Genomic DNA, 25,713 nt, shown 5'->3' with positions numbered 1-25,713 from the left:
CACGCGTAGGAGAGCACTCATGTCTGCAATTATCGACAAAGCCTCGCAACTTGATGAACTGCTGCACACGGCCGTTCAGGACGACAAGCAAAACGGTGTATTCCGTTGCCGCCGCGACATCTTCACGAACACGGATCTGTTCGAGCTCGAAATGAAGCACATTTTCGAGAGCAACTGGGTCTACCTCGCGCATGAAAGCCAGATTCCCGACAACAACGACTACTACACCACCTGGATTGGCCGCCAGCCTATCGTGATCACTCGCGACAAAAGCGGTGAACTGCATGCGGTCATCAATGCCTGCGCGCACAAGGGCGCGATGCTGTGCCGTAAAAAGCACGGCAACAAAGGCACTTTCACGTGTCCTTTCCACGGCTGGAGCTTCGCCAACACCGGCAAGCTGCTGAAAGTGAAAGACGTGAAGACCACCGAATACCCGGTGCAATTCAATACCAACGGCTCGCATGACCTGAAGAAGGTCGCACGCTTCCAGAGTTATCGCGGCTTCCTGTTCGGCAGCCTCAACGCGGACGCGATTGCACTGGAGGACTACCTCGGCGAGACCAAGGTCATCATCGACCAGATCGTCGACCAGGCCCCGGACGGGCTGGAAGTGTTGCGCGGCAATTCATCGTACATCTACGACGGTAACTGGAAGATGCAGATGGAGAACGGCTGCGACGGCTACCACGTCAGCACCGTGCACTGGAACTACGCTGCGACGATGGACCGGCGCAAGGTCGAGGGCACCAAGGCCGTGGATGCGAACAGCTGGAGCAAGTCGGTAGCCGGCGTGTACGGCTTCGACCACGGCCACATCCTGCTGTGGACCAAGACGATGAACCCGGAAGTGCGACCGGTCTATCAATACCGCGACGAAATCAAGGCACGCGTGGGCGAGGTGAAGGCGGACTTCATCGTCAACCAGACCCGCAATCTTTGTCTGTACCCGAACGTGTTCCTGATGGACCAGTTCAGCACGCAGATTCGCGTCGTGCGTCCAATCAGCGTGGACAAGACCGAAGTCAGCATCTTCTGTTTCGCTCCGAAGGGCGAGAGCGCCGCCGACCGGGCTACCCGCATCCGCCAGTACGAAGACTTCTTTAACGTCTCGGGTATGGGCACCGCGGATGATCTCGAAGAGTTTCGCGCCTGCCAGGCTGGCTATGCCGGCACCACTGCGTTGTGGAACGACCTTTCGCGCGGAGCGCCGTTGTGGGTCGAAGGTCCCGACGCAAATGCGAAAAGTATGGGCCTGAAGCCGCGCATCTCAGGCGAGCGCAGCGAAGACGAAGGCCTGTTTGTGTGTCAACACGAATACTGGGTGCACCAGATGCGCGACGCACTCAAAAAGGAACACGGGGAGGCCCTGGCATGAGCTTCGACTACCAGAAAATTTGCGCTGTACTGTTCCGCGAAGCGCGTCTGCTCGACGACCGAACATGGGACGGGTGGCTTGCCTGCTATACCGAGGACGTTACTTACTGGATGCCGGCGTGGGACGACGACGATCGGCTCACCGACGACCACGAGAGTCAGATCTCGCTGATGTACTACCCGGACCGTGGCGGCCTCGAAGACCGTGTGTTCCGCATCAAGACCGAACGCAGTAGTGCCTCGATGCCTGAACCGCGAACCAGTCACAACGTCACCAATGTGGAAGTGCTGGCCGAGCGCGAGAGCGAAGTGGACGTGCGCTACAACTTCAACACGCTCAGCCACCGTTACAAAACCACCGACCAGTTTTTCGGCACGATGTTCGTCACTCTGCGCAAAGTCAACGATGAACTGTTGATTTGCTATAAGCGCATCGTGTTGAAGGACGACTACATCCGCCAGGTGCTCGACGTCTATCACGTTTGAGTGCAAACATCCGCGGAAATGAGAAGTACAGGAGGCAAGATGTCCAGCTACAACATTGCACTGAATTTTGAAGACGGCGTGACCCGCTTCGTGACATGCAAGGCGGGCGAGAAGGTACTCGATGCCGCCTTTCGCGCAAAAATCAACCTGCCGATGGATTGCTCCGACGGCGTGTGCGGTACCTGCAAGTGCCGAGCCGAGAGCGGCAGCTACGACCTGGGCGACGATTACATCGAGGATGCGCTGACCGAGGATGAGAAGGACGGCGGTCTCGTACTCACCTGCCAGATGGTGCCGGAAAGCGATTGTGTCATTGCGGTGCCGGCATCTTCCACTGCATGCAAGACTGAGCAAAGCAAGTTCGCCGCGACCGTATCGAAGGTCGAAGCGCACAACGATGCGGCCATCGTGCTCGAACTGGATGTGTCGGCGAGCGTGCCGGTATTCCTGCCGGGCCAGTACGTCAACATTGACGTTCCTGGCAGCGGTCAGCACCGTTCATATTCTTTTTCGTCCGCACCGGGCGAATCGAAAATCAGTTTTCTGATCAAGAAGATTTCCGGCGGCGTGATGAGCACGTGGCTCGAATCCGCACAGGCAGGCAACAAGGTGGAATTGACCGGACCACTCGGCAGCTTCTATCTGCGCGCTGTTGAGCGGCCGTTGCTGTTCCTCGCCGGCGGTACGGGCCTGGCGCCGTTCCTGTCGATGCTTGAAGTGCTGGCTCGTGCGAATTCGCAGCAAAAAGTTCATCTGATTTACGGCGTAACGCGCGACCTCGACCTCGTGCAGGTCGATGCAATCGAAGCCTATGTGGCGAAGTTGCCGAATTTCACTTACAGCACCGTCGTGGCCGACACGGATTCGACTCATCCTCGCAAGGGGTGGGTAACGCAGCACATGCCGGCGGAGGCCGTCAACGATGGTGACGTGGACGTGTACCTGTGCGGGCCGCCGCCGATGGTCGATGCGGTGCGTAAGCATTTCGACGACAACGGTGTGAAGCCCAACAGCTTCCACTACGAGAAGTTCACACCTAACGCAGCGCCGAGGACGGCATGAGCACGCAACGATTCGCTGGCAAGGTCATGGTGGTCACCGGCGCCGCGCAGGGCATCGGGCGCGCGGTAGCGCTTCGCGCAGCCGCCGAAGGCGGCAGGGTGCTGTTCGTAGACCGCGCCGACTTCGTGTCGGAAGTCGCCGCCGAAGCGCACGGTGCGGACACAGCGGGGTTTGTCGCCGACCTCGAGACGTACGATGGCGCTGCGTCGGCGATGGCCTTCGCCGCGCGCACTTTTGGCGGCATCGACATTCTGGTCAATGGGGTGGGTGGCGCGATTCGCATGCGTCCCTTCGCCGAGTTCGAGCCTGCACAGATCGATGCGGAAATCCGTCGCTCTCTCATGCCGACGCTGTACGCCTGCCATGCAGTCTTGCCGTACCTGCTCAAGCGCGGAGGCGGGACTATCGTGAACGTGTCCTCGAATGCCACTCGCGGCATTCGCCGCGTTCCATATTCGGCGGCGAAGGGCGGTGTCAACGCGATTACGCAGTCGCTGGCGATGGAATACGCAGAGCACAACATCCGCGTGGTCGCCACCGCGCCGGGTGGGACCGATGCGCCGCCGCGACGCGTGCCGCGTAACTCTGTCGGTGATAGCGAGCAGGAAAAAGTCTGGATGGGTGAAGCGGTGAAGCAGGTCACTGAATCGACTTTCTTCAAACGCTACGGCAGCATCGACGAGCAGGCGGCGCCGATTCTGTTCCTCGCTTCGGACGAGGCAGGTTATATCACTGGCACTGTATTGCCGGTAGCCGGCGGTGACACGGGCTGATTCGTAACGCTGGAAGACCGGTGGCACGAAGAAACTCTCCACGCTATGCACCGGCGTGGGCAACCTATTGAGCTTTCCTCTTTCGTAGGAGACGTATGCATGAGCAAACGCGAAGCCATCATCCCTGCGGGGATGGAAGCGGTGTACGAGAAGATTCATTACGCTCCTGCGGTGAAGGTCGGCAACACGATTTACGTGTCCGGCCAGATTGGTCGAGATACGGCCATGCAACTGGTCGAAGGCCGCGAAGCGCAGATAGTCCGGGCATTCGAAAACCTCAAGCTGGTTCTGGCGGCTGCGGGTGCATCATTGAGCGATGTGGTTGACGTGACCACGTACCACACTGACATGCGCGACCTACCATTGTTCATGAAGGTGCGCGACCAATACCTGACTACGCATCCATTGCCGGCCTGGACGGCGGTCGGCGCGCACATGCTTGGCGGTGCGGCGGGTTACATTGTTGAGATCAAGGCGGTCGCTGTATTGCCTGATTAACTTTTGAAAAACCGACTAACGCTGACGGCGGATGGATGCTCGGCGCGGCCCGGTGACTGTCGAATGTCACACTTCGCTCAGCGTTCGTGTCATCGTGTCGCAGAACCATTGCTGAGCCGTTCGGACCGCTACCTCCACCGAATATCTGAATGACGCGATTAGGCCCCCGATCGCCTGGGGACATTTCGACTACGACTTGAACTCGACAGTTCGCTTGGCGCGCTCGTCGACGGACAGCGAGAACACGTCGGGCCGCGAGTAATGGCCCACCACGTCGAAGTCATATCGTGCGCGGACGAGCTCATCGGTGTCGATTTCAGCGACCACCAATCCGGTCTCGCCGCGGAGCGGACCTGCCAGAACTTCGCCCAAAGGGCCCACGATGAGGCTGCCACCGTTGATGAGCGGCCGGTTTTCATCCCACCCCGGCACTTCTATGCCGAGTTGTGCTGGCGAAGGTTGTACCTGACATGCGCTGATAACGAAGCACCTACCTTCGTGAGCGATATGCCGCATCGAGCACTGCCAGATGTCCCGCTCGTCCACCGTTGGCGCACACCAAACCTGCACACCCTTTGCATACATGGCCGTGCGCAGGAGCGGCATGTGATTTTCCCAGCAGATTGCCGTGCCCGCCACGCCGGCTTCGGTCTTCACGGCAGGCAAGGTCGAGCCGTCGCCTTGTCCCCAGATGAGTCGCTCCGTGCCCGTCGGCATCAGCTTGCGGTGTTTTGCCACCAGCCCGTCGTCTGGGTTGAAGAACAACGCCGTGCAGTAGAGGGTATTGCCCGCTCGTTCGATAACACCGATGACGATTGAAGCGCCGCACCTAGCCGAGAGGTCAGCGAGCGCTTGGGTTTCCTCGCCCGGCACGTCAATGGCGTTGTCGTAGTACCGCGCGAAAGCCTCGCGACCTTCCGGCAACCGGTAGCCAAGACGGGTGCCGAAAATTTCGCCCTTAGGGTAGCCGCCCAGCAACGCCTCAGGCATGACCACGAGCTTGGCGCCGGAGGCGCGAATCTGCTCTTCGAAAGAGAGGATGTGCTGCAGGGTCTGGGTTTTCCCTGCTGCAGAGGAACCGATTTGCAGCGCGGCGACTGTTGACTTGGACATGGCGTTTTCCTCGAGGAACGTTTGAGCCTGCATCTTTACCCGGATGTAAAATCGTGTGAATGCATATCGCCACTATTTGATATGAACAAGATTGATATCGATGCCGTCGACCTGAATCTCTTCAAGGTCTTTGAAGCTTTGTTCGAGGAAGGCGGAGCAAGCCGAGCTGCCATTCGGCTCAATCTGACCCAATCCGCGGTGAGCGCGGCGCTCGGACGGCTGCGCGAAGTGTTTTCCGACACCCTGTTCGTACGCACCGGACGAGGTCTTGCGCCGACATCGCGTGCAAAAGAGTTGAAACCACTGGTGAGCGAAGCGCTCGGCAAATGCCGTCAGACCGTCGCTATCGCCTGGCCCGATGCAACCTCGTTTCACGGCCGCTCGGTGTCGGTTGGGCTGTCCGATGACTTTGAGATTGCCGTGGGACGAGAGTTGATTGAACGCCTCGCGCAGAGCGCGCCGGGACTAAGGCTCATATTCCGGCAAACCCATAGTCAGATTGCCGGCGACGCGCTGGCAAATCGCGAAATGGACCTCGCATTGTTTGCGGGTGCATCGTCCGGCCGAGGGCTCAACCATTGGGTTGTGGGTGAAGGCGATTACGCATGTCTGCTGGATGAGAAGCGCCGCGCGGCGTCTACTTTGACGCTTGATGAATACGTGTCTCGCGGACACATTCTCGTCTCTTCGGGCGGGGTAGTGGGGATAGTGGATGAGGGGCTGTCGGCACTCGGTCGACGGCGTAACGTCATAGCCTCAACAACACATTTTGCTTCCTTGCCGCATCTGCTGAAGGGCTCGCGTGCAGTCGCGACCATTCCGAGGCATGCAGCGCTGGCGATTTCCAGACTGACCGGGCTGATGCTTATCGAGTGCCCTGTAAAACTCCCGATTTACCCCATCGTACTTGCATGGCGGAGCAGCTCGATGCGCGATTCCGCGGTGGTCAAGGTCCAGTCCGCGATTCAGGAAAGCTTTCCTCTCATCGTCTGATGGCAAGACGCGGTCAGAGTATTCGTCGAAGCCCGCGTCCTGGTTCCATCGGCATAAGCGCATCCGTCGGGCTAACGTGACTCGTGAGACGACGCCTCCTCGGGGCTCTCATAAATGTACGTGGCGACACTGCGCCGCTGCAGCGCGTCCCCCAATTTCATTCGAAGGAAGCTGCTTGTCGTGTATCGAGTCACGTCCGAGTAATATCGGGCGACCAGGCCAGTCACCATTTCGGAATAGGCATCGATGACTTCGGGCGCTATCGAGAAATTGTCGTAGTTGACGATTGCGTGAGGCCGGACCTTGAGGCCCGACACCGCCCGTTCGACCTCGGCTCTGACTGCTTCAACGTCGTCAACAGTCGTGACCTTGTGGCCTTCGAAGTTGATAAACAACATGTTTTTATCGGCGTCGTAGCTGAATCGCTCACTGAGTGTCAGCCTCAACAGCATTGCTCGCAAGCCCATAGGCTTATTGTCGAAAATGCGGGCGTCCATCAGGCGCGGCGGCGATTTGATGACAGGAGCGAAGCCCATCTGGGAAACGATGTCTCGCTGGAGATCGATCCCCGGTGCGATCTCGACGAGTTCGAGTCCGTCAGGCGTCAGGGTAAAGACGCAGCGCTCCGTAATGTAGAGCACGGGTTGCTGCCGTTCGTTGGCGTAGCGACCGCCGAAGGTGCGATGTTCCACTGCGTCCACGAATTTTTGACTGACGCCATCCTGAAGAATTTGCAGGCGCCCATCTTTGATATTCACTTCCAGCTTGCCGGCGTTGAACGTTCCGACAAACACAACCCTCTTCGCCGCCTGCGAGATGTTGATAAACCCACCCGCGCCCGCCAGCTTTGGCCCGAACTTGCTCACGTTGAGGTTGCCTTCCCGGTCGACTTGCGCGAGCCCGAGAAATGCAATGTCCAGGCCACCGCCGTCGTAAAAGTCGAACTGGTAGGGCTGGTCGATGATGGCGTCGGTATTGGTCGCGGCGCCGAAATTCAAGCCCCCGGCAGGGATACCCCCGATGACGCCCGGCTCGGTTGTCATCGTGAAGAGGTCGCAGACATTTTCTTCGTTCGCGACGCTGGCAATCCCTTCCGGCATGCCAATCCCAAGGTTGACGACGCTATTGGCCATCAGCTCGAACGAAGCGCGCCGTGCAATGACTTTCCGCTCAGTCAATGCCATGGTCGGAATCGAACTTGTCGCAATGCGAAGCTCGCTCGCAAAGCCGGGGCTGTACGACTCGGCGAAGGTTTGCCAGTGGTTTTCCTGTTTTGCGACCACCACGCAATCGACCAGAATCCCGGGTATCTTGACCTGTCGTGGATTCAAAGTCCCTGACTCGGCAATGCGCTCGACCTGAACGATCACGATGCCACCCGAGTTGCGTGCGGCCATTGCGATGGCAAGCGACTCGAGGGTCAGCGCTTCCTTTTCCATCGTCACATTACCGTTTGCATCGGCAGTGGTACCACGCACGATGGCTACGTCGACCGGAAATGTTTTGTACAGAAGGCAGTCAGCGCCGTTGACCGATATCAGGCTAACCAGGTCCTCGGTCGTGCGGGCGTTGAGCTTGCCGCCGCCGTTGCGCGGGTCGACGAACGTATCGAGTCCGACTGTGGACAAGTGACCTGGCCGATGCGCGGCGATGTCCCGAAACAGCTGGGAGATAACGCCTTGCGGGAGGTTATAGGCTTCGATGAGGCCTTCAACGGCCAGACGTTGAAGGCCCGGAACGAGTCCCCAATGACCACCAATTACCCGCCGAACCAGACCTTCGTGAGCCAGGTGATTCAGGCCCTTGCGGGCGCCGTCGCCCTGACCGCCCGCGTAGACTAGCGTCAGATTTCGGGGCGCGTCGCTATCCTCAGCCGTTGAGTCGAGGAACAACTGTTCAAGTGCGACGGCGATTTCTTCCGCAAAGCCAATGCCGACGAAGCCGCCCGTTGCCACCGTGTTGCCCGGACGAATCAGCCTGACGGCCTGCTGGGCACTGACGATTTTGCCTCGCTCGACGCTGTTCGCAGTGGCGAGAAACGGGTGTTGAAAGCCTGCGCTCATGATGTCTCCAAACCGCACCGTGGAGCCCGGCTCCGGCGCTATGTAGTTATTCGGACCTGCTGCAACTCGACTACGGGTTCTATGCGTTGGGTAGTGTGAAGGAGATTCATCGCCGGTGGGGAGCCGGCTTCGGGAATGAATTTGTGGCTCAATCGTAAGGGTACACGCCTCGCGCCGTCTATTTCGAACGTTGACGGAGGTACTGCGCGATGTACGCGTTAATCGTTGCCATCAAAGTCATCGATATCAAATGTAGCGTTTATGGAGCCAGCCGAAGCACTGGCAGATTACAGAAGCGGCAGACGCTGGCACGCGGCGCAGCACAGAACGGGTGCCGCGTTGTTCATTTTCGTGCATCCGACCCGCGCAACTGCCCCGACCAGAACCAATAGCAGGTGCAAAATGAGCAAAAGACCGGCTATCGGTCGTTTGCTCATCCGGCATGCAACTTGCCTCTCAATATGCGGTGTCGTCAGTAACCCTAGTTTTCGCCGCCGGCTCGACGGGTTGATGCAAACGTCCGGGCCATGTTCGTTTTCTTCGGGAGAGCTAGCACACGAGCATCCACTTTAGGCAATCGGAAACCGCAGGAGGGCTTTATGTTTCGATCCACGCCAGTAGTTGCCAGCAAAACTGTCGGCGGCGAAAAGATTCACGCTGAATTCCTCTGCGATACGGGACGACTGCGAATTATCGGCGGCGTAACAGTGCGGGCAGAATGGTTTCCGCCGCATTCCTGGTTCGCCATTGCATCTGTTGCGGGATATAGCCGTTGGGGCACGCGGCCGGACGAGACGGACTTGCTGCGGCTCATCGAGAACTTCATGCGGTTACCAGGGCGGTCAGCTCTATGAGCAGACGGGCCGCAGACTTCCGTACCTGACGTAGCGAGCGCTTGCGAACCTGTTGCCGGGCGCGCAGACCATGAGTCTTCTGGCGCCGGCAAACTTTCAAGCAGTTACTGCCCAGTTTTTTTAGACATACTGCTGTCGTCGGGCGTCATGCCGGGCATATCTCTATGAGCCGTGTCCGCGCTCTTGCTCATGTCGCCAGGAACCCGATTCCAGGGGCTCGAGATGGGTTCGCTGTGATACGTCATCCCTGCGGTTGCGGCACCGTGAGCGCCGCCGCTGCCATTTCCACCATTGCCATTCCCGCCGGCCTGCGCAAGCGTCGCGGCGCACGCGCAGAGTGACGCGACAGCGACACGCGCGAACAGAACTTTTGTCGTCAACTTTTCCATGGTATTTCTCCTTTGATGCAGGCGCGTGCGTCAGCCACGCCAAAGTCTCGTAAGCCGCTAAACGCTGACTGGTTGCGCAGCGGCATATCGCAAGCAGCCACTCCAATGCAAACAGGGCAGACATTTGCTGCGCCCAGATGCGAGGCATGCGAGTGAGTCGGAGCCCGGCACCGAAAATGACGGCGTTACGCTGAATTCCAGCGTCTGACGCTGAGCGCTTCTCTTATTACTTCGGCATCAGAACCTTGTCTACGACCATGATGACGCCGTTGCTCTGGGTGACGTCATAGGTGGAAATGTCGGCAGTGTGGCCACTGGCATCCATTACTACGATGTTGTGCGGACCGTTCTCCGTGAATGTCAGTTCTTCTCCATTGACTGTCTTCAGTTCCGCCTTGCCGCCGCCCGCCTTGATGGCCTGGTCGAGCTTGCGGAAGTCATAGCGCCCCGGAATGACGTGGTACGTCAGGATGCTGGTCAGCGTCGTCTTGTTTTCAGGCTTGACGAGCGTATCGACCGTACCGGCGGGCAACGCAGCAAAGGCCTCGTTCGTCGGTGCAAACACCGTGAACGGGCCCGCACTCTTTAACGTCTCGACGAGACCTGCGGCTTTGACCGCGGCAACGAGCGTGGTGTGGTCGGCCGAGTTGACCGCGTTGTCTACGATGTCTTTGCTCGGGTACATGGCCTGACCGCCGACCATGACCGTGTCACTGGCTGCAAAGGCGCCTGATACCGCGGCAGACAGCGCGATAGCGACGAATATAGTCTTGTATTTCATGGTGTACTCCTCCAGAGTCGCCACGCGTAATTGCGTGGGTCTGACCGCATATACGGGGAATACTCGCGACTGGATTCGAAAACGGGATCTCGCGACGACGCAGCCTGATGTGTCCCAGCCTTGATGCTGTCGGGAGGTCGGGCGCTGTTACTTCAACAAATCACGTCCAGTTGCAATCGGGGCGCGTCGCACCCGGAGCGTCCACGCGAGCCGAGTCGCATCATTGAATGGGCAACGCGATGCATTGTCACAATCAGTTGATATACAGGACGGGCGATCCGCGAAGGAGATTGATTTGAGCGTCCGAAAGTCAGCGTTACACGTCGAGAGCGCAACGAAACATCCATTTGAGAGCTGCTTCGTCGACCTTGGTGGGCACTCCGCGGAGCGAGCCCTCACTGTGCTCACTGCAGCGGGGCATGCTGCTCAACGTGAAATGAATGCCTTTGATTGGATTACAAGCGCACTTCCGGGTGCGACTCTCAAACCAGCTTTGGCATTCGGCACGGTGGGCGAACTGTATCGGTCATACACGAGACCTGCTGAGCTGGGACGCTTGAAATTAGTGCTGCGCTCCTGACCGCTGTCTGGCATCGAGGTCGCGGTAGCTCGCACGGACTGAGCGGTGCATGTCGCCGGTTTCTCGCTTGTTTTGTGGCTGACGGTTCAATCCATGGCTGCGACACGCTTCACATAAGCGTCAATTTGCATGTCAATTAGCGGTGTCACAGTCACTGCGACGGCTACGTCATCCGACGCAGGCAGTAACCCGGCAAATGCTGCGATGCCGGTCCCGCAGACCACCGCAACAGCGATAGAAGCGACGGCGACAAGTGAAGACGCACGCGCTGGAATGGAATTAGCGAAACCCTGCAAGCAGCTCATCATGGCAATCTCCCGTTGAGGCAGCCATAGTTGCAACGACCGTGCCGACGGAGATAGAAGTTTTCGGGCTGCCAATCCAGCCGGGCTGCCCGCCTTGTTGATGCCCGGCGTGAGCGTGCGAGCGGACGACTCGATGTTGGGTTCAGACAAACATTTCAGCTTATATGCCGTCTCCAAAGCCAACACTTCCGCGAAGCGGGCTAGGTTAGGTCAGTAATCGCCATTCATGCAGCGCGGAAGTACGATTTCGGGGACGTATGCAGGTCGGGTAGGGAAGAAAGGTTCGCTACGAGCGACCTGTGCACGCATTTCGAATGCGCTGGAGTTGTGCGGAGACAGTCACTCGTGCGCTCTAGCGTCGCCACCCCGGATGCCCGTAGTAGCCACGTCCATAATAACCACGTCCATAGTACCCACGGCCGTAGTACCCATGGCCGTAGTAACCGCGGCCGTAATAGCCTCGATATCCGCCGTACCAATAGGGATAACGATAGTACCCGGGCCAGGGGCGCGGTCCAAATATCACCGGCGGACCGTAGATGACGGGCGGCGGCGCATAGATAACCGGCGGACCGGCATACACGGGGCCCGCCACACCAATGCCGACGCCCACAGACACACCGCCCGCCTGCGCGAAGCCGGCCGCACCCGCGCCTAGCCCGACAGCGACCAGAAAACGAACGAACCTGTTCATTTGCGTTCTCCTCGCCTCGCGGCCCGTTCGAACGACTAGCGACGGCGCAACGAGGCATGGACAAATAGCGCTGAGTCCGCTTTCTATGGAGTTCAACACGCAGAGGCTCATACGTGAGGCCGGGTGGCCCCTTGTCTTTAGAGTCGACAGTTCCGAAGTCGTTCAAAGAGGACTGCAATGCGCGATTTTCCCGGATCGATGCGCGCATCACGTCGAAACGCCTGCGATGCTGCGCCCGGGCAAATCGGGAACGGCACCTTTCGCGACGCCGGCCAGATAAGTTACCGATGACGTTGTGCGAAGGCGTCCCAGTGACATCCCCGCGAGGTCACAACATAAACATGTAATTACGGCGTCGGCCCCGCCTTGCTACCATCGCTCCTCCGAAGAGCCATGTTCAACGCAATCAGGGCTGCATGAATGCCAGTCACGACAACCGAATCGAGCACTGCCTTGAACGGGGCGCGTCCTCACGGGGCCTCCGCCGATGTCGATTTTTCTTTGGTTCGCAACGTAGAATCGCGCCTTGTCAGAGCGCGCGCTGCCTTGCTGAGGGAGTTGAATCAGGCTTTCAGCAGCCTCGGCCTCAGCGCAAATGAAGCGACCGTCCTGATGGCAATCGGTGAAAGTGTCGCCGACACACCTACGGGATTGTCTGAGGTGCTAGGCGTCGACTCGGGATTCATGAGCCGGTTGTTGGGCCGATTGGAGAAGAGGCTGTTGCTGCAGCGTTCCCGAGGCGTGGAAGACCGAAGAGTAGTAAGAGTCGCGCTGACGGAAGTGGGTGCCAGTATGTACACCCGTCTCGAGCAGATGACGCCCAGTCTATTGAGTGGACGATTCGCCAGACTCTCGCTTGCAGACTGGTCGAATTGCATGGTCTGCTTGGAAAACTTATCGGCGAATAGAAAAGCGGCCACGGCGCAACCTGTGCACTGGCTCAGCCGCCACATCGCCACTACGCGATGTCGGCGTGCGACTCCCAGTCGTATGCGCGGGTTCCCTTCGACGCCGAAATCCATCCTGCAACAATGTATTGCGAAGTTGCAACATGTGGCATCGAGGCAAGCATAAACACAGCTCAAACCTAAGCGGGATGGGCACTCGACGCCTGACACGTCAGTCATGGAATCGCCGTCCGCCATGTGCGCTTCGCTGAAACCCCCTATGACTTGCCTCTATGATGCTGCCTTCGTTATCCAAAGGAAGAATTGCTGTGACACTCGATGAAATCCGCGCAAATGCCTTCGCAATGCCGGTGCACAACCCGGCCTATCCGCGTCCACCATTTCGATTCCTCAACCGCGAATACTTCATCATTTCGTACGAGACCGACATCGATGCGGTTCGCGCGGTCGTGCCGGAGCCTTTGACGGTCGACAATGGTCTGGTCCACTACGAGTTCATCCGGATGCCGGATTCATCCGGCTTTGGCGACTACACAGAGAGTGGTCAAGTCATTTCGGTCCTGGATGAAGCCGGCCGGAAAGCCAGCTATACGCACGCGATGTACCTCGATGACGAAGGTCCGATCGCCGGCGGCCGGGAGATTTGGGGTTTCCCGAAGAAGCTCGCTTCACCCCGTTTATCCGTCGACGGAAAAGATACGTTGCTGGGCACACTCGACTATGGGACGCAACGGGTCGCTACCGGCACGATGGGCTACAAGTACCGCCCGCTCGATATCGAATCTGAACGCAAGAAACTCGCGGACACACCCAATTATCTGTTGAAGGTCATCCCTCATGTCGATGGCTCACCGCGGATTTGTGAACTCGTACGTTTCTACTTGCGCGACGTTTCTGTGCTCGGTGCATGGGAAGGCCCTGCTGCGCTCGATCTGCACGCACATGCGTTGGCGCCGGTTGCTGACCTGCCTGTCAAAAGGGTAGTGGCCGCCAGGCACGTCATTGCAAATCTCACTCTCGATGTGGGCGAAGTCGCTTTCGACTACCTCGCCCCGGCGGAAGCGCTGAAGCTCGCCGTGAACCAATAATTCAACAAGGAGAAAATTATGTCGTTGCAAGGAAAAGTCGCGCTCGTGACGGGCGCCGCAAGCGGTATCGGTGAGCAATGCGCGCGCAAGCTGGCTTCGGACGGCGCGGCCGTCGTCATTGCGGACCTGAATCTGGCAAACGCGCAGCAGGTCGCGGACAGTATCGTCGCCGCAGGTGGGAAAGCACTGGCCGTGTCGATGGACGTGACGAGCGAAGAAGCGGTCAACGCTGGTATCGAAGAAGCAGTCGGCAAACTCGGCAGCATTGACGTGTTGGTGTCGAACGCCGGTATTCAGATCGTCAACCCGATTGAAGACTACGAGTACTCCGACTGGAAGAAGATGCTGGCCATTCACCTGGATGGCGCATTTCTGACCACGAAGGCCGCTATCAGGCACATGTACGCATCCGGCAAGGGCGGCTCCATCATCTACATGGGCTCGGTCCATTCACACGAAGCCTCGAAGCTGAAGTCGGCTTACGTCACCGCCAAGCACGGCCTGCTGGGTCTTGCGCGCGTGGTCGCGAAAGAAGGTGGCTCGCGCGGTGTGAGAGCGAATGTCGTATGTCCGGGCTTTGTTCGTACTCCATTGGTCGACAAGCAGATTCCGGAGCAGGCGAAAGCGCTCGGTATTTCGGAAGCCCAGGTCGTTAAGGACGTGATGCTGAAGGAAACTGTCGACGGCGAATTCACCACCGTAGCCGACGTTGCCAAAACAGTCGCCTTCCTGGCGGGATTTGAATCAGCTGCACTGACGGGACAATCGATTGTGGTCAGCCACGGTTGGTTCATGCAATAAGGAGCCGACAATGCGCCGCAGTCAACGCAATACATTAAAGCAACCGAATCATCTTGAGCTACCTTCCTACGACGAAATCGGTTTGGTCCTGCAGGGCGGTGGCGCGTTGGGTTCCTATCAGGCCGGCGTGTATGAGGGGCTTGCTGAAGTGGGTGTCGAACCCACCTGGATTTCGGGCATCTCGATTGGCGCCCTGAACACCGCCATCATCGCCGGCAATGCACCGGAGGACCGCGTAGAAGCATTGCGCGGCTTCTGGAGCACCATCTGTCAACCAGCGGACTTGCTGGGGCACGTCGGCGCTTTGGTGCCGACAGCGTTCGGATTTCCAGACGTTGCCCGAAAATGGTCGAGCATGTGGGCTGCCGCTCGCGCTTTGACCGAAGGTCAGAAGGGCTTTTTCTCACCGCGCTTTTCCGCACACATCGCCAGCATTGCAAAGAAGCCGCCGACCGAAGTGAGCTTTTACGATACGACGGCCTTGCGCGCGACGCTCCTCAAGTACGCCAATTTCGACCGTATCAACGACGGTGACGTTCGCGTCTCCGTCGGAGCGGTCAATGTTCGCACGGGCAATCTGGTGTACTTCGACAACACGCAGACTCGCCTCGAGCCGGAGCACTTCATGGCGTCTGGCGCGTTGCCGCCAGGCTTTCCGGCGGTGGAAATCGACGGAGAATATTACTGGGACGGAGGTCTGGTCTCGAATACGCCGCTTACGGAAATCGTTCGGGAATGCCAGCACAAGGACGCGCTGGTTTTCCAGGTCGACCTGTGGAGCGCAGGAGGAACGCAGCCCGGCGATTTCCTCGATATCGCCGAAAGGGCCAAGGACATTCAATACTCGAGCCGGACCCGCGCCATCACGGCTTTCGTGTCGCAGAGCCAGAAGCATGCTCGCCTGATCAAGGAACTGCTTGAACACATTCCGGAGAAAGTGCGGCGGACACACCCGCTAGTCAAGCAGGCACAGAAAGTGGCCGACGGTGGTGCGGTCAATGTCGTGCACCTCATCTACAAGAACAAGTTTTTTGAAGGTCACTACAAGGACTACGAATTCAGCAACGACACCATGGGAGAGCATTGGGCGAGCGGCCTCGAGGACATTCGCCGCTCGTTCGGCAACCCCGATTGGTTCGAGATTCCAAGTCATGACCTCGGCTTCGTTACGCATGATGTCCATCGCCACGAGACTGGCCCGGTTCCAGTTTCCGATGCGTCCCAATCCGCGCCGCAAACGCCGGAGTTAGTTGACACGGTGACGAACGAACCGTCAGACGCCCATTAGAGTCGGCAAATGAGCGTCACGGGTGAGGATGCAGGCGGTTTTAAGCTGCTCGACGCACACGGAGACGCTCCTGTTTGCTGCGGATATAGTGGGCGCCGACCCAGGCGATTCCGCGATGACGATTGTTTTCGGCCAGGTATGGCCGAACATGCCGCAACCCTCTGGGCGCGAGAGGCGGCACGGTGAGATAGACTATCTGTCGGCGGCTATCGTGCTGCCTTCGATTTCAATCAGGTTCTCTGACTCATGGGGCAAGTGTCATGGACCGCACTAAATTCCTCCAAGCCACGCGACAGCTGGCGGCAGCCGCCGAGATTCTAGCCAGGTCCGGTCCTAAGGACTCGCGATTCGATGCGTCCCAAATGCTCGCATTTTTTCGCCAATACGACCGTCCTGGTCTCGACGTGAGTGTCGTCGCGACATCTGACGACGAGCTGTTCGAGCGCACAGGACAAGCCGCACTGACTATGGCTGGACGCAATGAGTTTGCCGCGTCACACGCTCTGCTTGAACAGGCGAGGTCGCTTCTGCGGTTTTCGACGGATTAAGCATCAGCTATTGCTACCGAGGTAAGCGCGCTCTGTTGAGGGTACGGGAACTATGAGGTCACAACGAGCGGTGGCTGGAATCGATATTGGCGGCGACCGGAAAGGAAATCATCTGGTTATCCTGCGTGACACCCAGATTGTGTGCAACCTCCGGTCGCAGGCGCCGGAACAAATGGTCGAAAAGTGCCTCCAATTCGAGGTAGGAGCGGTGGGCATCGATGCTCCCTGTCTGTGGCGAGTCGGCGAAGCCGGAAGGCAAGCCGAGAAGGAGCTCGCGCGGCAGCGAATCTTTTCGTTCGCCACACCGACTCGCGCAACAGCCATGGCCAGTAAAAGCGGATTCTACGAGTGGATGTTCAACGGCGAGCTTGTCTATCAGGCATTCGCACCGCATTTCCCCCTCTTCAACAATGGCGGAGAACTCGGTGATCGAGTCTGCTTTGAGACGTTCCCCCACGCTATCACCAGCGCTTTTCTAGGGGCCACGGTCGCGTCCGCGAAGCAGAAACGAACTCAGCGCCGAGAAATTCTTCAAGATGCTGGAATTGACGCGACGTCGCTGAAATCTATCGACGAAGTCGATGCGGCGCTGTGTGCCTTGACAGCACATTGCTTGCTTGACGAGAGATTCGTGGTGTACGGCGATGAGCTCGGTGGGTTCATTGTTGTGCCGGCTCCTGCTGGCACACTCAAAGGATCCAGCGAATACCGTTTTCGCGGTTAGCGTGGCACGCCCCGTGCGACGGCACGATCGGGGTCTCGTGATCCCGTTGTAGGCGCATAGGATTTCGCTCACGAGCGACCGTAGTCTTAGCAAAGCAACCATCTTCAAGGAGGGCCGGTGCATCTAAAGCGAATTTGGCCAGTGCTGCTATCAATGGCGGCTTTCGATTCAACCGGAGCATGGGCAAGCGATATTCAATGCGCCACCACGCGACAACCGGCTGAACGCGTCATCTGCGACCACGCCATCCTGAACAATGAATACGACGATATCTCCGCGCAACAACAGGCTCTCCTGAGCAGTGGAAAGCTTTCACCCGAACGACTCGCTCAGTGGAGGCAATCGCGAAACGCCTGCACCGACGTTCACTGCATTGATACGGTATTCGCCAAGTGGAAGGCGTTGGCCAGGTCTGCCGAAGCCAGTCCTGCCGCTGCACAGGCTCCGGCAATGGCTTCATCCACTGACATGGCTCCCGTCGGTCCGGTGCCGGAGGTAGTTCCCTCTATCGCATCTCAGGCCTCCCCAACGTCGGAGGCTTCTCTTGTTCGCCAGGGGAGTGCCGCTGGCGTAGCGCTCCCGAAGCCGGTTGAAACGCAGAGCTCTTCACCTGCTGTGGCTTCCGCTGCGTCCGGTCCGGTTGACAAGCGCGGCACGACGGGCATGAGCGCGGTTCTGATGGTGGCCTTGCTTGTCGCGATTGGATTCGGTGTACTCTTCAAGCGGCGAACGAAGGGTGGTGGAGGACCGAACGACCATTAAAGAACATTGACCAATGCGCAAGTCTGGAGCGGCCCCAACGATAGGCGAGGGGCGCAAATTTATGATGACGGGAACCGCCCTTACTCCGAGCATCGATTTGGCGCCTGACCGCTCGCAATACTCTGAAAATGGCGACGGACCTTGGATTCAGCCCTGCGTGGGCGCGCTGGCTTTTAATCTCCGCCACCGTCGTAGGTTCTGCCACCTCCATTGCGCGCACACGAAGACCGATGGGCAGGAATCGCTCACGTCAGGCGTAAAAAAATAATGGCGATCGCTAACGCCACGGAATACCATCGTCGGATCGCCGCGCTCATACCCAAGTCAATGATTTCGACCGAGGACCTGCATTTTTTCATTACGCTTGCGAGCGCTTTGTCGCTAGCGGATGCCGCACGCAAGCTCGATGTCACGCCGCCCGCGGTCACACAGCGGCTTCGTCTTCTGGAGAACCGGTTGGGCATGCGGTTGATCGATCGATCGGGCCGGCGCATGGTGCTCACCGACGAAGGCGAACTGCTTGCGGTCCACGCGCGCCGGATCTGCGATGACATTGGCAATTTGTCAGACACGCTGGCATCGCGGCGCGGCACGGTGGCCGGCCATCTGCGCGTGATTGCGCCGCTCGGTTTCGGGCAGCGTTACGTCGCGCCTGTCATTGCGCAATTTCGTGCCCTCTACCCGGAGGTGAGCGCAAGTCTGATGCTGTCCGATCGCCCCGCGCGCATCTCGGATGACATGTGGGACCTGATGGTGCATATCGGCGAGTTGCGCGATTCGTCGCTCGTCAGCCGGCGTCTCGCACCTAATCGCCGTATCCTGTGCGCGGCGCCGAGCTATATGGCGCGTCGCGGTGAACCAAAGCATCCGGAGGAACTGCTCACGCATGACTGTATCGCGCTGCGCGAGAACGATGAAGACGTGACCATGTGGCGTTTCACGCCGAGAGACCAGGGCACACCGGCGAACGTCAGAATCGAGCCGATGCTAACGAGCAATGATGGCGGCACCGTGCGTGATTGGGCGCTTGCCGGGCTTGGCATAATTTCGCGCTCAGAATGGGACGTGGCCGAGCATCTGCACGCGGGGCGGCTCGTCCCGCTGCTCGAAGCGTGGACGCAGCCGGACGCGGATATCGTCGCGCTGATCAACTCGCGGCATGGACGCTCACTGCGCGCTCAGCGTTTTCTCGACCTTCTGCATGCGTCGACGTTGCAACAACCCTGGTTGCCGGGCGACAGCGAACAATCCAGGAGCGGCAAACGTGCACAGGGCTCTGGTGCTGCCGGATCGACGGCTCGCGCGAGCGCCGGCTGACCGGATGTGGCCGCGACCCCGCACCGATCTGAGCGGCGCGCGCCTGGTCTGACTACCGGTGAAGCGGCGAACCTACCAGGGCCACGATAGTGAGGTGGCCGTACCCGTTTCGCACGCACGCTCGTAAAGCAATCGCGCGACTGTCAGATCCTGCAGGGCGATACCGGTCATGTCGAACAGGGTGATGTCGTCAGGATGCCGATCGATCCGAACCTGGCCGGTGATCAGATCGCCGATCTCGATACATGGCGTGTCAGGCGCCCATTGTGTTTCGCCGATTTCGCGCGCCTGGGTTCGATCGTCGACAAAAAGGCGGACGCGCGGCAGCAAATCTTCCGGAAGTTCGCGTTTGCCTTTGGTGTCCGCGCCGACGCAGTTGAGATGAGTGCCGGGTTGCACTGCATGCGCGTCGAAGAGTGGCCCTTTGCCCGGCGTGGCCGTGACGACCAGATCGCTGTCAGCCACCGCGGCGTTACGGTCGGTCGCATGCAGGACTTCGCAACGTCCGGCGAACCGGGCTTCAAATGAAACGTCGCGCTCACCGTTCACGGTGACATAGCGAACACAGGAAAGCTGCTCGAGCACGCGCATCGCGAATCCGACCTGCACTTGTGCTTGTACGCCCGTGCCAAATACGCATAGACGAGCACTGTCCGTACGCGCGAGGAGAGTCAAACCCAAGCCGCCGGCAGCGCCCGTGCGCATGGTCGTGATTGCATTACCGTCGATCACGCACACGGGCCGGCCGGTTTTCGGATCGATCAGGAGAATGGTGGCCTGGTGCGGTTCGCCGCCCAAGCCGCGGTTTGAAGGCCAAAACCCCGCGGCCTTGAATCCGAGCAGGCCTTGCGACTGCACGTCGCCCGATTTGATTCCGAACACGCCCCCTGTCACGAGTGGCTCTCGGACAACAGGAAACACACGGCCCTCGCCCCGGCTGTGAAGAGCGAATGCTTCCCGTACCGCGTCGACTACATCGTCAGGCTTCAGCAAGGCCTCGACCTGGTGTTTGTCGATCAGGATCAGCTTGGCATCATTACGCATTGTGGTACACCTTGATTCTTGAGAATGGCAAACGCAGTGTGTCCGGCGTCAGGAGGCACTGCCTTGCGGCGCGCTCGCTGGCTGCAATGCCGCACGGTTTGCGCGTTCTACGAACAGCACCATCGTCGCGGACAGGCACATGAGTCCCGCAACACCGAGCATCGGCACGCGATACGAACCGGTAACGTCGTGCAGCCAGCCGGTAGCGTAGGGGCCGAGGAACCCGGCCAGCGTGCCGATCGTATTGATTAGGCCGATGCCCGATGCGGCCGCGGCGTTGCTGAGATAGCGCGGAGGCAGCTGCCAGAACGAGGCATGCGGGGTGTAGACGCCGACCGCGCCGAGCGTAAACGCAGCCATGGCCTCGTATGGCGACGAAAGGAACAGCGCAGCGGCGAACGACAAACCGCCGATCGCCGTTGGAATCGCAACGTGCCAGGCGCTGAGCGCGGTACGTCGAGCATAGTGTCCCCACAACAGGATGGTCACCGCCGACACCGCGAATGGCACAGCGGTAATCAGTCCAACCTGGAAGACCGAATATTTGACAGCGTACAGGTGGGAGAACTCCGCGACCATCTGCGGCAAGAAGAATGACAGTGCGACGACGCCGATATTGATCCCGAAGTAGATCAGTCCGAATGCGAGGACTCGCCGGTCGAGCAACGCAAGCCATGCGCTTTTCGGCGACACCCGTTGGGCTTCCTGCCTCTCCACCGCGAGCGCATGGCTCAGTTCGGCGCGCTCTTCGACGGTCAACCACCGGGCGTCGTCGGGCCGGTCTTTCATGACGATGAACGTGACGACACCGAGCGCGATCGCCGGCAATCCTTCTATGAAAAACATCGAGCGCCAGCCGGACCAGCCGAACAGATGCGTATGCTCCATGACGAAAGTTGAGATCGGTGCGCCCAGCATGTTCGACAGCGGAATGGCGAGAAACAGCAGCGACATCAGCCACACCCGCTCCTGCCGCGGCAGCCAGAACGTGACATACAGAATCATCCCCGGAAAGAATCCTGACTCTGCAATGCCGAGGAGAAAGCGCAGCGCGTACAGCATGTGAGGGCTGTTGACGAATGCGGTCAGCGAAGCGATCAAGCCCCAGGTGACGAGAATACGCGTCATCCACAGCCGTGCGCCGAATCGCGCCAGCAGCAGATTGCTCGGCACCGCAACGAGAATGTACCCGGCGTAGAAGAGGCCGGCGGCCAACCCGAACTGGGAGACCGACATGCCGAGTTCGCGATTCATCGTCAACGCCGCGTAGCCGACGTTCGCCCGGTCCATCTGGTTGACCATGTAGAGCAATATCAGCAGCGGCGCCAGACGCCAGATGACCTTCCGGGCGGTCTGTGGTCTGACTCGCGTCACGTCTAGCGTATCGTTCATTGGGAATATCCTCTGTTGCAATGGTGCGTGCCTTGCGCGTGCTGTGAAGACAGCAAGTCTTCGCGGGGTAATTCGTTCATCGCGGGTCGCTCCTTGGCAGAACGGTGCGGACCGTCGGACTCCACGTGGAAATGTCGTCCAGCGGTATGACGGGCCGCGGCAGCTTCTTGAAATCGAATCGCGCGAGGATCGGGGAAGTCAGACCTGGCGCATCGACGCTGACGATCTGTGCGTCGGAAAAGAACTCGTCGAATGCCGCCCTGAAATGGCCGCGCGACTTCAATACGACGACGCGCGCACGCGCAATGTCGATGCCGAACATCTCGAAGAACATCGGCTCATGACACTGATGTCGCTTGCTGATGACGATGACCGTCACGCCGCCGATCTGCAGCGCCGCGCACGGTCCAAGGTCGAAGCTGCAGCCCGCCAGTTGTCCGCGTCGGCCGACACCTTTGCCGTTGTGCAGTTTCAACACGCGGGCCGGCGCGTTGAACGGCTCCGAATACACGGTGGTTTCAGCACGATTGAAGCGCGCAACGAGCGTTTGCCCGGTGCCCGCCACGTGGGCGTCCGCCACCAGATCCGGATCGGTGACGACACCGAGGATCGCCCCTTGCACCTCCTGCTGGAGCAGCGCCTTGAGCACGAACGGCGTGTTGCCGCGCCCGCCGCCGCCCGGGTTGTCAGCCACGTCGGCGAGTAGCAGGGTCGCTAACGAAGGATCGTCGCTGGTCGCTTTGGCGAGGCGCACCGCGTCGTCGAGGGGCGTCAGCGTCGGCGTGAATGCGGCACGCTCTTGCCACGCATACGACACAAGATCGATGGCCACTTGATGTGCGAGCGGTGCATCTCCGCGCGTGGTCACGAGTACCGTCAAGCCGTTCTTCGGCGTGTCCGCGAACGCAAAGCCGCCGACAATCGAGACATTCACGATCCGCGGGTCGTCCAGCGCTTCCGCGCGCCGGATCATTTCCGCATACGGTCCGGTTCCCGGGGCGGTCAGCAACTGGGTGGGTGGCGCGCAGACGGGCATGCGTACATGCGCGACAGTCGTGCGCATGCCATTCAACAATTCGCTCAGGATGCGGGCGGCCTCGGCGCCGCGCTCGGCCATGTCGGTGTGAGGATTGCGGCGGTATGAGACCAACGCGTCGACGGTGTTCACCATCCGGTCGGACACGTTCGCATGCAGGTCGACGGTGGCGACGATCGGCACCACGGGTCCGACGATATTGCGTACGAGCGTGAAAACCGCGCCGTCGGGATCGTCTTCTTCGGTCGTGATGGCGGCGCCATGCTCACAGATATAGACAGCGTCGAGCGGCAGTGCCGCACGCAACCGCTGTTCGAATTCGCCCAGCGTGTCGGCAAAGAATGCGTGTTCGACCGGGCCGCCCGACTCTGCGTTGGCAAAGAGGATCGGGACAGGTGTCCACTCAGAGGTCGCATCCATCGTTCGAACGAATGCGGGAATTTCCGGCGTCATCACCGGCGCTTCCTTGCGTGCGTCGTCCAAGAGCGCGGTAGCTTGCAAGTAGGCACGCGATACGAAATCGGCGCGCGTGGACACCGGCGCAAACCGGTTCGATTCGATCGCGAAGCCAAGAATGGCAATGCGCGGTTTTTTCATCAGTCACTCCTCAGCGCCGGCGTCACCCGGATCGGCATCGCACGTGGGGGGTCCCGGCGGATCATTGCGTTGCTTTCGACGACGCGGCGATTGACCGCGAGCATGCAAGCGTCGATATCTGAATTCGCATGCTCGTGAAAAGTATTGGTTGCCAAAATGCCATGCGGGTTAACGTCGACTGATTGCTTCATTCACATTGGAGTTAACCGTCTCGCACGAAAGCAGTGGACGCGATCGGTCGCGGGCATGCATGCGGGACGTTCGAAGAGCCATGGGCACCGCAAGCGTGTGTGGCGCCGATCTCGGCAAGCCATGGGGAAGTGGGCCGCGCCTTGTGAGCGCAAGAAGCAAACTTGTGACAAATCGTCGATGGACCGTGCGGTCCGTGCGGCTGAGAATGAATGCTTCAATCAGCACGAAGGAGCATGTCATGGGTCACGCGGAAGTCCGCGAGTTGCAGATTCCGAAGCCAATTGGCGGACGCTTGCCGGAGCCGCCTGTATTCGCCAGCCTCGACGATGAGCGGCAACATCGCAAGCTCAAACTCGCTGCCGCATTTCGCATCTTCGCGCGATTCGGGCTCGCCGAAGGTATAGCCGGACATATCACGGTACGCGACCCGGAGTTTCACGATCGGTTTTGGGTCAACCCGTACGCACAGCATTTTTCGTCGATTCATCCCGACGATCTCGTTTGCATCGACGAGGATGCCAACGTTTATCACGGGACCGGACCGGTCAACGCCGCGGCGGCCGCGATTCACTGCGGCATCCACGGCGCGAATCCCGATGTCGTTGCAGCAGCCCATACACACACGACTTTCGGTCGCGCATTCTCTGCGCGCGCACGGCTGCTTGCTCCGCTCAATCAGGAAGCCTGTCTCTTCCATGAGGATCACGTGCTATTTCGTGGCGACGTAGTGGTGCTCGCCACTGAAGAGGGTCGCCGGATCGCGCAGACGATGGGCACGAAGCGCGCCGCGATTCTGCTCAATCATGGGCTGCTGACGGTCGGCTCATCCGTCGATGCCGCAGCGTATCGTTTCATCGCGATGGAGCGTTGCTGCCAGGTGCAGTTACTGGCCGAGGCGGCCGGCCCGATCGAGCCGCTCTCCGACGAGGAGGCGCAGGCCACGCGCGCGCAACTGGGATCCGACTATGTAGCATGGCTTGGATTCCAGGGACTCTATCAGCAACTCCTGCGCGACAATCCTGATCTGCGCGAACTCGCCTGACGCGGATGTTGCTAGTGTGACGCAAGCGTCGCTTCGATAGCTGCCGCGCGGTCGCGGCAGCCGTCACGATAGTCGCGAACCGCGGCGCCTAGCCATTGATCGAAGCGTTTGAGCGGCTCCCACTCGCGTTTCTGCTCTGGAAACGAGTAGTAGACGGTCTCCGGATTCGGGATCGAATGAGGGTGGATCTGGACGAGTGCACCGCTGCGCAATTCCCGTTCGATCAGGATGTGCGGAAGCAAGGCCACACCCAGTCCGGAAATCGCGGCGTTAATCGCCATGATGAACATGTCGTAGTGCTGGTTCGACGTGCTGGGTTCGATGACCTGGGCGCACGCCGTTTCGGACCATGCAAGCCATGCGCGCGGTAGATCGCGGGTGTGGATCCAGGGCAGCGCGCTGATCCTTGCGCCGCTCAACGTACCGCGCGTACCGATCAACGAGGGCGCGCAGACAGCGAGAATTTCATCGTCGCTGACGAGCGGCTGTCCTGGCATTGCAGGCCACAAGCTCTGCGCAAAATAGATCGCGGCATCGAAACTCGAATCGTCGAAGAAAGTCGGCTGGTCGCGACCCATGATGTGGAGTTGCAGATCGGGATTGGACTCGTAGAAATCATGCAGACGTGGAATCAGCCATTGAGATGCAAATGTGACGCCGACGGCCAGCTGGAGCTTCACTTCGCTTTGCTTGCGGACCAGTTCGAGCGTATCGCGTCGAATCTGGTCGAGATGGACGCGGATCCGCCGTGCGTACTCCGCGCCCGCCGCGGACAATACCAGCCGCTGACGGACTCGCTCGAAGAGCGTGATGCCCAGATGCGCCTCGAGTTCGTTGACCTTCTTGCAGACCGCGCCGTGCGTCTGCGACAGCTCGGCCGCGGCCTTCGAAAAACTTTCATGACGCGCCGCTGCTTCAAAAGCTTGCAGGGCGCTGAGACTGGGAACACCGCGGCGCATCGATAATCCTTGCTGGCGAAAAGGAATGGGCAATGGATACGCCGATG

Annotated in this window: 25 protein-coding genes; 14 read left to right on the top strand and 11 right to left on the bottom strand. The window is 59.4% G+C overall.

The window, feature by feature from the left end; all coding sequences use genetic code 11:
* Positions 1–19 precede the first annotated feature (19 nt).
* The 5 genes from P0D73_RS05480 to P0D73_RS05460 all read left to right on the top strand — a co-directional run bounded on the left by P0D73_RS05480 (position 20) and on the right by P0D73_RS05460 (position 4,196).
* The gene (locus P0D73_RS05480; RefSeq protein WP_408179261.1) at positions 20–1,378 is read left to right on the top strand and encodes a Rieske 2Fe-2S domain-containing protein; all 1,359 of its coding nucleotides are present in this window, start codon (positions 20–22) and stop codon (positions 1,376–1,378) included.
* Positions 1,375–1,863 carry a benzoate 1,2-dioxygenase small subunit gene (gene benB, locus P0D73_RS05475; RefSeq protein WP_408179260.1) on the top strand — a complete coding sequence of 163 codons (489 nt, stop codon included), beginning with the start codon at positions 1,375–1,377 and terminating at the stop codon, positions 1,861–1,863. Before P0D73_RS05480 ends, benB begins: the two co-directional genes overlap by 4 nt.
* Before the next feature lie 39 nt (positions 1,864–1,902).
* A complete protein-coding gene (gene benC, locus P0D73_RS05470) occupies positions 1,903–2,925 on the top strand; it encodes a benzoate 1,2-dioxygenase electron transfer component BenC (protein WP_408179259.1) in 1,023 nt (340 codons plus the stop codon).
* Positions 2,922–3,698 carry a benzoate diol dehydrogenase BenD gene (gene benD, locus P0D73_RS05465; RefSeq protein WP_132375013.1) on the top strand — a complete coding sequence of 259 codons (777 nt, stop codon included), beginning with the start codon at positions 2,922–2,924 and terminating at the stop codon, positions 3,696–3,698. The genes benC and benD overlap by 4 nt, the downstream gene beginning before the upstream one ends.
* 99 nt (positions 3,699–3,797) lie before the next feature.
* Positions 3,798–4,196 (top strand): RidA family protein, encoded by a 399-nt coding sequence (locus P0D73_RS05460; protein WP_408315002.1) that lies wholly within the window; start codon positions 3,798–3,800, stop codon positions 4,194–4,196.
* Positions 4,197–4,385: 189 nt separating this feature from the next.
* Here the strand turns inward: P0D73_RS05460 and P0D73_RS05455 are convergent, their stop codons facing one another.
* Positions 4,386–5,309 (bottom strand): carbon-nitrogen hydrolase family protein, encoded by a 924-nt coding sequence (locus P0D73_RS05455; protein ID WP_408280658.1) that lies wholly within the window; start codon positions 5,307–5,309, stop codon positions 4,386–4,388.
* Between the two features lie 81 nt (positions 5,310–5,390).
* Here P0D73_RS05455 and P0D73_RS05450 point away from each other — a divergent pair, with 81 nt between their 5' ends.
* Complete coding sequence (locus tag P0D73_RS05450; protein WP_408430198.1) at positions 5,391–6,302, top strand: LysR family transcriptional regulator; 912 nt, start codon at positions 5,391–5,393, stop codon at positions 6,300–6,302.
* Positions 6,303–6,373: 71 nt separating this feature from the next.
* On the opposite strand, the gene P0D73_RS05445 is transcribed toward P0D73_RS05450, so the two are convergent.
* The gene (locus P0D73_RS05445) at positions 6,374–8,365 is read right to left on the bottom strand and encodes an acyl CoA:acetate/3-ketoacid CoA transferase (RefSeq protein WP_132375011.1); all 1,992 of its coding nucleotides are present in this window, start codon (positions 8,363–8,365) and stop codon (positions 6,374–6,376) included.
* Positions 8,366–8,964: 599 nt separating this feature from the next.
* Here P0D73_RS05445 and P0D73_RS05440 point away from each other — a divergent pair.
* On the top strand, positions 8,965–9,219 hold the full coding sequence (locus P0D73_RS05440; RefSeq protein ID WP_132375010.1) for a hypothetical protein: 255 nt from the start codon (positions 8,965–8,967) through the stop codon (positions 9,217–9,219).
* 104 nt (positions 9,220–9,323) lie between these two features.
* Here P0D73_RS05440 and P0D73_RS05435 read toward each other — a convergent pair whose 3' ends face one another.
* From P0D73_RS05435 to P0D73_RS05420, 4 genes are all read right to left on the bottom strand, one after another.
* Positions 9,324–9,608 carry a hypothetical protein gene (locus P0D73_RS05435; protein ID WP_408179255.1) on the bottom strand — a complete coding sequence of 95 codons (285 nt, stop codon included), beginning with the start codon at positions 9,606–9,608 and terminating at the stop codon, positions 9,324–9,326.
* Between the two features lie 226 nt (positions 9,609–9,834).
* Positions 9,835–10,389: a fasciclin domain-containing protein gene (locus P0D73_RS05430; protein ID WP_408430271.1), complete on the bottom strand. Its 555-nt coding sequence runs from the start codon at positions 10,387–10,389 to the stop codon at positions 9,835–9,837.
* A gap of 666 nt (positions 10,390–11,055) precedes the next feature.
* Positions 11,056–11,424 (bottom strand): hypothetical protein, encoded by a 369-nt coding sequence (locus P0D73_RS05425; RefSeq protein WP_408179254.1) that lies wholly within the window; start codon positions 11,422–11,424, stop codon positions 11,056–11,058.
* A gap of 202 nt (positions 11,425–11,626) precedes the next feature.
* Positions 11,627–11,968 (bottom strand): hypothetical protein, encoded by a 342-nt coding sequence (locus P0D73_RS05420; protein ID WP_408430195.1) that lies wholly within the window; start codon positions 11,966–11,968, stop codon positions 11,627–11,629.
* Between the two features lie 420 nt (positions 11,969–12,388).
* Between P0D73_RS05420 and P0D73_RS05415 the strand changes: the two genes are divergently transcribed.
* From P0D73_RS05415 to P0D73_RS05390, 6 genes are all read left to right on the top strand, one after another.
* Complete coding sequence (locus P0D73_RS05415; protein WP_408430192.1) at positions 12,389–13,042, top strand: MarR family winged helix-turn-helix transcriptional regulator; 654 nt, start codon at positions 12,389–12,391, stop codon at positions 13,040–13,042.
* 142 nt (positions 13,043–13,184) lie between these two features.
* Positions 13,185–13,964, top strand: a complete 780-nt coding sequence (locus P0D73_RS05410; RefSeq protein WP_408430189.1) for an acetoacetate decarboxylase — start codon at positions 13,185–13,187, stop codon at positions 13,962–13,964.
* An 18-nt stretch (positions 13,965–13,982) separates the two neighbouring features.
* Positions 13,983–14,765, top strand: coding sequence for a 3-hydroxybutyrate dehydrogenase (locus tag P0D73_RS05405; protein WP_408280364.1), 783 nt, complete (start codon positions 13,983–13,985; stop codon positions 14,763–14,765).
* 10 nt (positions 14,766–14,775) lie between these two features.
* The gene (locus tag P0D73_RS05400) at positions 14,776–16,053 is read left to right on the top strand and encodes a DUF3734 domain-containing protein (RefSeq protein WP_408430268.1); all 1,278 of its coding nucleotides are present in this window, start codon (positions 14,776–14,778) and stop codon (positions 16,051–16,053) included.
* A 600-nt stretch (positions 16,054–16,653) separates the two neighbouring features.
* A complete protein-coding gene (locus P0D73_RS05395) occupies positions 16,654–17,325 on the top strand; it encodes a DUF429 domain-containing protein (RefSeq protein WP_408430187.1) in 672 nt (223 codons plus the stop codon).
* Between the two features lie 1,029 nt (positions 17,326–18,354).
* Positions 18,355–19,404: a LysR family transcriptional regulator gene (locus tag P0D73_RS05390; protein WP_408430184.1), complete on the top strand. Its 1,050-nt coding sequence runs from the start codon at positions 18,355–18,357 to the stop codon at positions 19,402–19,404.
* A gap of 72 nt (positions 19,405–19,476) precedes the next feature.
* Here P0D73_RS05390 and P0D73_RS05385 read toward each other — a convergent pair whose 3' ends face one another.
* The 4 genes from P0D73_RS05385 to P0D73_RS05370 form a co-directional block, all read right to left on the bottom strand.
* Positions 19,477–20,448 (bottom strand): ornithine cyclodeaminase family protein, encoded by a 972-nt coding sequence (locus P0D73_RS05385; protein WP_408430182.1) that lies wholly within the window; start codon positions 20,446–20,448, stop codon positions 19,477–19,479.
* Between the two features lie 48 nt (positions 20,449–20,496).
* A complete protein-coding gene (locus P0D73_RS05380) occupies positions 20,497–21,840 on the bottom strand; it encodes an MFS transporter (protein ID WP_408430180.1) in 1,344 nt (447 codons plus the stop codon).
* A gap of 76 nt (positions 21,841–21,916) precedes the next feature.
* A complete protein-coding gene (locus P0D73_RS05375; protein WP_408430178.1) occupies positions 21,917–23,473 on the bottom strand; it encodes a M81 family metallopeptidase in 1,557 nt (518 codons plus the stop codon).
* Positions 23,473–23,664 (bottom strand): hypothetical protein, encoded by a 192-nt coding sequence (locus tag P0D73_RS05370; protein ID WP_408430175.1) that lies wholly within the window; start codon positions 23,662–23,664, stop codon positions 23,473–23,475. Before P0D73_RS05370 ends, P0D73_RS05375 begins: the two co-directional genes overlap by 1 nt.
* Positions 23,665–23,903: 239 nt before the next feature.
* Between P0D73_RS05370 and P0D73_RS05365 the strand changes: the two genes are divergently transcribed.
* Entirely contained in the window at positions 23,904–24,707 is an 804-nt protein-coding gene (locus P0D73_RS05365) for a class II aldolase/adducin family protein (RefSeq protein WP_408280383.1), read from the top strand.
* Positions 24,708–24,718: 11 nt separating this feature from the next.
* On the opposite strand, the gene P0D73_RS05360 is transcribed toward P0D73_RS05365, so the two are convergent.
* Positions 24,719–25,666 (bottom strand): LysR substrate-binding domain-containing protein, encoded by a 948-nt coding sequence (locus tag P0D73_RS05360; protein WP_408430172.1) that lies wholly within the window; start codon positions 25,664–25,666, stop codon positions 24,719–24,721.
* Between the last annotated feature and the right edge of the window lie 47 nt (positions 25,667–25,713).

This window comes from Paraburkholderia sp. RL18-101-BIB-B, from assembly GCF_046026985.1.
Classification (GTDB): Bacteria; Pseudomonadota; Gammaproteobacteria; order Burkholderiales; family Burkholderiaceae; genus Paraburkholderia.
Note: the sequence above shows the minus strand (reverse complement) of the source record. Positions and strands in the feature narration are given on the sequence as shown.